The 9,068-nt window shown below is 56.1% G+C and carries 7 protein-coding genes, 2 tRNA genes and 1 pseudogene; 7 read left to right on the top strand and 3 right to left on the bottom strand.

Annotated elements, in window-relative coordinates; translation table 11 throughout:
* The 3 genes from H9X91_RS13740 to H9X91_RS13730 all read left to right on the top strand — a co-directional run.
* On the top strand, window positions 1-1,327 hold a 1,327-nt coding region (locus H9X91_RS13740), incomplete at its 5' end, for a relaxase/mobilization nuclease domain-containing protein (protein ID WP_204805816.1).
* Between the two features lie 184 nt (window positions 1,328-1,511).
* Complete coding sequence (locus tag H9X91_RS13735; protein WP_204805815.1) at window positions 1,512-1,823, top strand: DUF6809 family protein; 312 nt, start codon at window positions 1,512-1,514, stop codon at window positions 1,821-1,823.
* 127 nt (window positions 1,824-1,950) lie between these two features.
* The gene (locus H9X91_RS13730; RefSeq protein ID WP_204805814.1) at window positions 1,951-3,105 is read left to right on the top strand and encodes a tyrosine-type recombinase/integrase; all 1,155 of its coding nucleotides are present in this window, start codon (window positions 1,951-1,953) and stop codon (window positions 3,103-3,105) included.
* Between the two features lie 186 nt (window positions 3,106-3,291).
* Here the strand turns inward: H9X91_RS13730 and H9X91_RS13725 are convergent.
* The 3 genes from H9X91_RS13725 to H9X91_RS13715 form a co-directional block, all read right to left on the bottom strand.
* Window positions 3,292-3,367, bottom strand: a tRNA-Thr gene (locus H9X91_RS13725).
* A gap of 5 nt (window positions 3,368-3,372) precedes the next feature.
* Window positions 3,373-3,449: transfer RNA gene (locus H9X91_RS13720), tRNA-Asp, on the bottom strand.
* A gap of 558 nt (window positions 3,450-4,007) precedes the next feature.
* A complete protein-coding gene (locus H9X91_RS13715; RefSeq protein WP_204805813.1) occupies window positions 4,008-4,817 on the bottom strand; it encodes a MerR family transcriptional regulator in 810 nt (269 codons plus the stop codon).
* A gap of 271 nt (window positions 4,818-5,088) precedes the next feature.
* On the opposite strand from H9X91_RS13715, the gene H9X91_RS13710 reads away from it, so the two are divergent.
* The 4 genes and pseudogenes from H9X91_RS13710 to H9X91_RS14505 form a co-directional block, all read left to right on the top strand.
* Complete coding sequence (locus H9X91_RS13710; RefSeq protein ID WP_204805812.1) at window positions 5,089-6,486, top strand: YfcC family protein; 1,398 nt, start codon at window positions 5,089-5,091, stop codon at window positions 6,484-6,486.
* An 18-nt stretch (window positions 6,487-6,504) separates the two neighbouring features.
* Window positions 6,505-7,680, top strand: a complete 1,176-nt coding sequence (locus H9X91_RS13705; RefSeq protein WP_204805811.1) for a M20 metallopeptidase family protein — start codon at window positions 6,505-6,507, stop codon at window positions 7,678-7,680.
* Window positions 7,681-7,699: 19 nt separating this feature from the next.
* A complete protein-coding gene (locus tag H9X91_RS13700; protein WP_204805810.1) occupies window positions 7,700-8,881 on the top strand; it encodes an aminotransferase class I/II-fold pyridoxal phosphate-dependent enzyme in 1,182 nt (393 codons plus the stop codon).
* Window positions 8,882-8,972: 91 nt separating this feature from the next.
* Window positions 8,973-9,068: pseudogene (locus H9X91_RS14505) on the top strand (pyruvate synthase); the annotation flags it as partial.

Below are 9,068 nucleotides of genomic sequence, written 5' to 3'. Positions count from 1 at the left end.
CACCCGCTATCTCACCGGGGTCAACTGCATGGCGGATCTGGCCTATCAGAGCTTCCTGGCCACGAAAAACCTGTATGGCAAGGCCAGCGGCACCTGGTTCTATCACTACGTCCAGTCCTTTCCGCCCCAGGAGCGCGTCACACCGGCGGAGGCCCACCAGATCGCCCAGGAGCTGGCGGAGCGGTTCTTCCCCGACTGCGAAGTGCTGGTGGCTACCCACATCGACCGGGCGCATCTCCACTCCCACCTGGTGGTGAACTCCGTGAAGCCGGACACCGGGGAAAAGCTCCACTTCACCCCCCGGACCTTGGAGCGGATGCGGCTGGTCAGCGACCAAATCTGCCGGGAGCATGGGCTGACCACCCTGAAGCCGTACCGCCAGAAGAAACAGGTCAAGGGACTCCGGCCGGGGGAGTATCGCAGTGCCATGCGGGGACAGAGCTGGAAGTTTCAGCTGATTGCGGTGATCGAGGCGGCCATGGAACGCGCCGGCAGCCGGGAGGAGTTTCTGGACGAGCTGCGGCGCCGGGGCTACGATGCCCGGTGGGAGGAAGGCCGGAGAAGCATCACCTACATCACCCCCGCTGGAATGCGGTGCCGGGACGACAAGCTCCACGAGGAAAAATTCAGGAAGGAGAAGATAGAAGATGAGTTTCGAATCCGGCAACGCGCAGCGCAACACCACTTTGGACAGGCTGAAACAGCGGACGCCGCCTACGCTGACCGATCAACAGCCAAACGTCCTCTACACCATGCCGATAACGACGGTGGAGCGGCTGGAGGAAGTCCTGCGGAGGACCCTGGCCTTACAGGAGACCATCCAGGCGGATATGGCGACATTGGCCACCAAGGAAAATCTGAAGGAACTGGCCACAGGCCAGCAGCTGGCGGACTGGCTGAATCAGATCAACAGCATCCATCAGAGGATCTGCCGGGACCTGGAACAGACGGTCCAGGCAATAAAGGTGGAACACCAACAGGATGGGAGGCGGCGCGACGAATTTATGAGGAAACTCTCCGAACTGGAAGCCCAGTTCCGCCGGAATTGGGACGAGGTCTCGGCCCGCTTCCAGGGGAAAATCCTGCTGACGATCCTGGCGTCGGGCATCGTGTCAGCAATGGTCAGTGTCCTGATGTGGCGGGTGCTGCTGTAACCGGGCAGATCATCCACCTCCTGGCCCGTCTGGAGAGCAGCGAGCAGCAGATGCCGGTGCAGGACAGCACAACCCTCCCCGCCCACATGGACCGCAAAGCGTGGGCAAAGGAGCGGCGGCACCGCATGAGCCGCCAGGAAGCGGAACCAGAGGAAGGGCAGAAGCTGCTCTGAACAGGATCAGGCCCCGGGATATCCCGGGGCCTGATTTTTCAGCTCAAAATTTGCACCGCATAAAACAAAGATAAGGCTTCCGGCCAAGCGGCCATGTTGTTACTTTTTTGATAACAGATGCCAGTTCCCCTGGCTATTGGGGCCGCATCGTGGTATGTTGAGTCGCTGACAAGGAGGCGGCACGATGTACGACTACATGAGAGCCCTGCACGCAAGGTTCTGCCGGGAGCCGGAGCTTCAAAAAGTCCGGGAGGAATTGGATCAGGTATACAGAGAAATCAAAGCGAGGTTAGGCCAGCAAGATCAGGAGACCCTGCTGCAGCTGGCAGATTTGGAGAACGAACTGCGGGAAGAGACCTCTTTGGCATCCTTCATCGCTGGGTTTCAGCTGGGCATGGGGATTGCAGGAGAAATCGAGCCTTATTCCTTCGAGGAGGAAGAAGAAAAGCGGGCCACAGAGGGGGCGAAGATGAGGTGTCCCCAGGTCAAAATTTGATACGCTATTCAAAGAAAAAGGGCTACCAGCGGCAGCCCTTTCTTAACAAACTGATAACTATCGGCGTTTCCCCTGGCTATTTCGCTTTTCTGTGGTATGTTGTGTCGTTGAAAGGGAGGCGATCAATATGGCAAAGAAACGGGCCAACGGCGAAGGAAATATCCGAAAACGGAAGGACGGCAGATGGGAAGGTCGGTACTCCGCCGGTTATGACTCTAAAACCGGCAAGCGGATCGTGAAAAGCGTACTGGGTAGGACACAGGCAGAGGTCAAAGAGAAACTGAAAGCCGCCATTGAAGAAACGAAAGGGCTGGATGTTAGCCGCAGCGAAGAGTACACGGTAGCTACCTGGCTACGGACCTGGTATGAGCTCTATGCTAAGCCCAATATCCGGGTCGCAACGGCTGACCGCTACCAGCTCATGATCGAAACTTATACCATCCCTCGCATCGGAGACATCAAGCTAAAGAAGCTGACCTCCCGGCACCTGCAGAAGCTCTACAAGGATCTGTTGGAAAATGGCCGGGTCAACCGGAAAAACGGCAAGGGAAATCCCGGGCTCAGCAGCACGACTGTCCGCAGCGTCCATCTGATGCTCCACTGTGCTTTCCAGCGGGCAGTCAAAGAGCGGCTGATCCCTCGGAATCCCACCGAGGACTGTATCGCGCCAAAGGTGCAGAAGATTGAGATGAAAATCCTGCCTGCGGATCACATCAAGAGCTACCTGGACGCGGCCAACGCCAGGGGGCTTCTGCCCATGTTCTACCTGGAGCTGGTCAGCGGCCTGCGGAAAGGGGAACTGGTGGCCCTGCGGTGGGATGATTTGGACACACAAAATCGCACCATCTCCGTCAGCAAACAGTACATCAAAAACCCGAACGGAGAACTGACTCTCTCAAGGCCCAAAACGGAGACCTCCGTCCGGCAGGTGTCGATCCCGCAGACGGCGGTGAATTTACTGATCCAGGAGCACGAGAAACACCCGGACAACCCATACCTGTTCCCCTCCCCAGTGACAGGGGAGATGTACTACCCGGACAGCGTGGTAAACCTCCACAAAAAAATTCTAAAAGACGCCGGACTGGAGCACATCAGGTTCCATGATCTGCGGCACACCTTCGCAACCATGGCTCTGCAAAACGGCGTGGACATCAAGACGGTATCCAGCATGCTGGGCCACTACGACGCCGGATTCACGCTCCGCACCTACACCCACGCCACCCGACAAAAACAGGACGAAGCAGCGGCCACGATGGGTGCCTTCATGGAGCAGATGTTGTGAAGACCAAGATCAGAAAATGCCGGACAGGAGGCGCAACCCTCCTGCCCGGTACTCTTGTCTCCATTGTTTCCTTTCGGCAAGTGGGTCACGGTGTGGGTCATCCCTCAAGCCAGCATTTTTCTGCAACTCAAATAGTCAAAATTTGCAACAAAAAACACCCGAAATCTAAGGATTTCAGGTGTTTTCTGGAGCTGATAGCCAGATTCGAACTGGCGACCTCATCCTTACCAAGGATGCGCTCTACCGACTGAGCTATATCAGCAGAAATGGCGACCCGGAACGGGCTCGAACCGTCGACCTCTAGCGTGACAGGCTAGCGTTCTAACCAACTGAACTACCGGGCCATTTTGTAGGCTCGTCTGATTATATCAAATACAACTGCCGTTGTATAGACTTTAATGGCAGGGGCAGAAGGATTCGAACCCTCGGCACGCGGTTTTGGAGTGGCTGTGGAGAACAACTTCCTATACAACGTTCCCCTACCGTCCCAAACACTTACCAATCCATAGCGGTTCGTTCTTCACAGTTCTGATGCTTAATTGATGCTCTCGCCCTTCGGAACAACGCACCCGCCGCACAGAACAATAGGGATTATACTCTATACTGAAGCTTTTGTCAATCCTCTTTTTTTGTTTTATGAGCATTTTTTGAATCTCTCTATTTGACGTTTACCTTGGAAAGCCTTTTGGCATAGAAAATCTGTGCCAGGATCTGTTTATGGAGAAAAGGAGCGGATTTTGGTCAATCTCTGCGGGCACAATAGGGCGCTGACGGATAGAAAATCATATATAATCAATCTTGATGTGCAGAAGTTCCAGGTAATTGGAGCAGGGGCTCCTCCCACAGGCAAATCGTGTCACAGAAAGCGAACGGAATAGACTCCATTTTCATATCAGATGCAATTAGACCTGGATTTGAATTTCATAGATGCAATCCTGAAAAGCAGTGAAGTTGTCCTCATATTCGTTGGCAAGAACAAGGCGGTGCTTCTGCGGCTCCTTAAAATAGCGGCGAAGGGAACTTCCGTCAAATGGTTCGGCCAAAATTCTGGACTGTACACAGAGAAACGGGGCAGCCGGAATGGTCATCAGATTCGGATGGCTTTGCGGCAGCTGCTGCCGGAGATAGACAAAGAAATGCGTCGGTACAATTCTGCCGGACAGTAATGCAGAAAAATCCAGAATGTATCCATGCGCCCGCAAAAAGTGGGCCTGAGAGAACAGGGGACTCTGCTGCAACTTTGTCAGGCGTTTTCCTGCGGTTCCATAAATATCTTCGTCCGGATGGAGGGGCTCGGCCAGGAGATACCGCTCCGGTTCCTGCTGATAGTAGGGAAAGCCGTTGAAGTTGTGGCTTTCCAGATAGCTGTAATACCCGATGTACCAGTCCAGATCCTCCAGCAGGCCGGTCAGGTGCTCCGCCTTGGCCCGCAGGTCCTCGCGACGCCGCTGCAGAAAAGAGCGGAATTGTCGGATGTCATTGGACGCCAGTGCATTTCGGATCTCCTCCAGACTGAATCCAAACTGCTGGAGGTATCTCACCCGGCTGATATAGCTGATCTGATCGTAGCTGTAATATCGATAGCCTGTCTTCTGGTCGATGAAATCCGGCACGACCACACCGCTTTTATCATAGAACCGCAGTGTCTGCGGCGAGATATTCAAAAGAGCGGCCACTTCCCCGATGGAATACTGATTTTTCCTGTCTTTCATGCCACACGCTCCCCTCGAACTTCAGAGTGCTGCAGATCTGATCCACGGATTTCATTATAGGAGCAAGCACAATAAAAGTCCAGTGAGAGACTCTATAGCGGGCTATAAGGTTTGCGTCCGTTTACAGGAGAATGATCACAAAATCAGCCGGTGGATTTTGTGGAAATGTTCTCGATTTCGGGATTGACTCTGAACTGCTCTGTAATGTTAAAGTTTCATATAAGGAGTTGGCCAAACTCACGATCCTATATGAGAAAAAGGAGAGCACGCCATGAAAGAGAAAAAGCAGATACGGGCCCCGCATGTATTTGTTCTGATCCTGATCATGATCGTCTGTGCCACAGTTCTGACGTATGTCCTGCCGGCAGGAACCTATAACCGGTATGTGGACGAGGCGACCGACACCACGCTGGTGGAGGACGGCTCCTACCAGCAGATCGAGCAGACGCCTGTCAGCATTTTCGGAATGCTGCAGGCCATCCCGGACGGGCTGATCGACGCCGCCAGCATCGTATCCATGGTGCTGGTGTACGGCGGTGCGTTCGGCATCATCAACACCACCCGGGTCATTGAATACGGCATCGCAAGCTCCATTGAAAAAATGAGGCGTTTTTCGGCGCTGATCATCCCGGTCATCATGATTCTGTTCTCTCTGATGGGCTCGATGCTGGGTGTGTCGGAGAGCTGCTATGCATTCATCCCGCTGTGTATCATGCTGGCAAAGGCCATGGGCTATGACGCGATCGTGGGCTTTGCCATGGTCATGCTGGCCAATATGATGGGCTTCACCGCCGGTCCCATGAATATGTACACCACCGGCATTGCCCAGCAGATCGCCGAGCTGCCTCTATTCTCCGGTATCGGCGTTCGGCTTCTCGTCTACGTGGTACTGATGGCCCTTGCCATCGGCTATGTCCTCTGGTACGGAGCCAGGATCAAAAAGGATCCCACCCGCAGTCTGATGTACAATGTGGCGGTTGCGGAGGAAGAGAGCATCGAGAGTAAGTACAGCGCAGCCGGATTCACGGCCCGCAAGAAGCTCACCATGGCCGTCCTGCTGCTGGGCTTCTGCGGCCTGATCTTCGGCATTGTAGGCCTCGGCTGGTGGGAGGGCAGCACCATCGGCGGTTATCTGCTGGGAATGTCCATCGTTGTGGCTGCCGTGGACGGCAAGAAGCCCAACGAGATGGCACAGGGCTTTACCGACGGCGCCAAGGGGGTCCTGATGGGGGCTCTGATGGTGGGCTTTGCCCGGGCAATCATCCTGATCCTCACAGAGGGCAACGTCATCGACACCGTACTGTATTACGCCTCTCTGCTGATTAACAAGACCAGCTCCAGCGTGGCCGCCGCGGTGATCTACGTGTTCACCTTTTTCTTCAATTTCCTGGTCCCCTCCGGCAGCGGCAAGGCGGCAATTGTGATGCCCCTGCTGGTTCCCATGGCGGATATGGCGGACATCACCCGGCAGACGGCTGTCCTGGCTTACCAGCTGGGCGATGGCCCCACAAATCTGTTCTGGCCGACGGCTGCCATGGCAGCGTTGGCTATGGGCAACGTGCCCTACAGCAAGTGGTTCAAGTGGTATCTGCCCCTGACCCTTGTGATTTTCGTGGTATCCATCATCATTGTCGTCATCTGTGCCCAGGTGGGCTACGGCCCGTTCTGAGGCAGGAAAGGAGCAGCCATGAATTGTCAGGAGATCAAGCGGCTGGCCGAGGAAAACTTCGATTTCGCGGTTCAGACCCGCAGAAGATTCCACGCGCATCCGGAACTGAGCAACCAGGAGCATGAGACCACCCAATACATCATCGATCAGCTGGAGCAGCTGGGCATCCCCTATATCAGGCCGGCGGAGACCGGCGTGATCGCGGTGATCCGGGGAAAACAGCCGGGAAAGGTCTTGGGAATCCGGGCAGATATCGACGCCCTCCCCATTCAGGAACGGAACGACGTGCCCTACCGCTCTCAGAATGACGGCGTCATGCACGCCTGCGGCCATGACGCCCACGCGGCGGAGCTGCTGGCCACGGCGAAGATACTCTGGGAGCTCCGCAGCCAGTTCCGCGGAACGGTCAAGCTGATCTTCCAGCCCGCGGAGGAGTACTTCCCCAGCGGCGCGCTGGCCATGATGGCCGGCGGGGATCTGGATGACTGCGGCGCCATCATCGGCACACACATTCTCACCAATCTGCCGGTCGGAAAGATCTGCGTGGAGGCCGGAGGGAAAATGGCGGCGTCCGCCAGCGTGAACATCCGAGTCAAGGGAAAAGGCGGCCACGGCGGTATGCCGTATCAGGCTGTGGATGCCATTGTGGCGGCAGCGGCCATCATCATGAATCTGCAACCGCTGGTTAGCCGGGAGTTGAATTTCAATGATCCCGCAGTGGTCACCATTGGCATACTGGAAGCGGGGACAGGGAAGAACATCATCGCGGAAGAGGCGTACATGACCGGAACGCTCCGGTACTTCAACAACGATCTGATCGGCCAGTTGGAGACGTCGATCCGACGGATCGCGGAGAATACCGCCGCGGCGTATCGGGCCCAGGCGGAGGTGGAGATTGTGCCGGGCCTGCCGGCTGTGGTGAATGACGCAGAGCTGTCCCGGATGTCGGAGGCTGTGGCAGCGGAACTGTTCGGCGCGGATGCGCTGATCCGCACGGAGCGCAATGCGGGATGTGACGACTTCGCCTATTACGCGCAGAAGGCGCCGATCCTCTACGCACAGATCGGTGCCGGGAACCCGGAAAAGATCCCGCTCTATCCCCACCACAACCCACGGTTTGATCTTGACGAGGACTGCATGAAACAGGCGGCGGAGTATTTCACCGGCTTTGCCCTGACGTTTTTGAACAGTTGAGAAAGGAGTTTTCCAGAGTATGCCTGACTATTCTTATACGACGGAGGCGCTGTACCGCGGCGAAAAAGTCTGCGGCATGGACCTCAAGCCGGAGACAATCCCCTGCTTTATGACCACTGCCTTCACCATGCGCGGATTCAAGGAAGTCCAGGAAACCTATGCTACCAAGGGCTACACCTATGTGCGCACCCGAAATCCCAACCGCACAGCCTTGGGCGAGGTGATCTCCTGCCTGGAAGGCGGCGAGGAGTCCCTGATCTTCTCCTCCGGCATGGGTGCCATCACCAGCACCCTGATGACCCTTCTGGAGCACGGCGACCATGTGATCTGTAACTCCAATATTTACGGCGAGACCTTTGAGGTCATGACAAAGGTGTTGAGCAAGTGCGGCGTTGAGGTCAGCTTTGTGAACTTCCAAAACAACGAGGACATAGCGAAAGCCATTCGACCGGAAACCAAGCTCATCTATACCGAGGTACTCTCCAACCCCACCCTGACACTGGTGGACCTGAGAGCAGTAGCGGATCTGGCTCATCAGAACGGAGCACTGCTGATGGTGGACAACACCTTCACAACGCCCATCGCCATCCGGCCCATCACATTCGGAGCCGACATCGTCATCAACAGTCTGACGAAGTTCCTAAACGGCCACAGCGATGCCATCGGAGGGTCCATCACGACCACATCCGCCCTGTGCGACAAGATCCAGCCCATGGCCATGCTGCTGGGCACGCCGGGGGACCCCTTTAGTTCCTGGCTGATCCAGCGGGGCGTCAATACAGCGTCCGTCCGTATGCCGCAGGCCATGCACACTGCAGAAAAGCTGGCGAAAGTGCTGGCGGCCCACAAACACGTCTCCCGCGTCAATCATCCCAGCCTGCCTGATTATCCCCAGAAGGAATTGGCGGACCAGATGTTCGGCAAAAACGGCTACTGCGCCATGCTGAGCTTCATCGTGCCGGAGGATCTGGAAAAAATCGACCAGTTCATGTTGGCCCTGCGGTTCCCCAGGTACGCTCCGACTTTGGGCGGCCTGCATACAACGCTGAGTCATCCCGTCACGTCATCTCACATGGGCGTTCCAGATGAGACCCGCCGGAAAATGGGCATCACGCCGGGGATGATCCGCGTTTCTGTCGGCATCGAAGACCCGGACGATCTGGCGGCAGACTTCGAAAACGCACTGAAAGTTTTCGATTAAACCAAGGCTTCAAATACAAACCACGGAAAATCTATAAAAGGCTGGTCCGCATTGAAAGATGTGGACCAGCCTCTGATTAGGAGGATCAAGCATGAAAGACATCGTAGAGATCCGGTGGCACGGGCGCGGCGGCCAGGGCGCGAAGACGGCTTCGCTGCTGCTGGCGGACGCGGCGTTCAACACGGGC

Origin of the sequence: Oscillibacter valericigenes (genome assembly GCF_016902445.1) — a bacterium.
In the GTDB taxonomy this organism is placed as follows: domain Bacteria; phylum Bacillota; class Clostridia; order Oscillospirales; family Oscillospiraceae; genus Oscillibacter; species Oscillibacter avistercoris.
This window is presented reverse-complemented; position numbering and strand designations above follow the sequence as displayed.

Excerpts from the sequence above, each read along its gene's own strand:
- H9X91_RS13735 (WP_204805815.1), top strand. The coding sequence starts at position 1,512 with ATGTACGACTACATGAGAGCCCTGCACGCAAGGTTCTGCCGGGAGCCG.
- H9X91_RS13700 (WP_204805810.1), top strand. The coding sequence starts at position 7,700 with ATGCCTGACTATTCTTATACGACGGAGGCGCTGTACCGCGGCGAAAAA.
- H9X91_RS13715 (WP_204805813.1), bottom strand. The coding sequence starts at position 4,817 with ATGAAAGACAGGAAAAATCAGTATTCCATCGGGGAAGTGGCCGCTCTT.
- H9X91_RS13730 (WP_204805814.1), top strand. The coding sequence starts at position 1,951 with ATGGCAAAGAAACGGGCCAACGGCGAAGGAAATATCCGAAAACGGAAG.
- H9X91_RS13705 (WP_204805811.1), top strand. The coding sequence starts at position 6,505 with ATGAATTGTCAGGAGATCAAGCGGCTGGCCGAGGAAAACTTCGATTTC.
- H9X91_RS13710 (WP_204805812.1), top strand. The coding sequence starts at position 5,089 with ATGAAAGAGAAAAAGCAGATACGGGCCCCGCATGTATTTGTTCTGATC.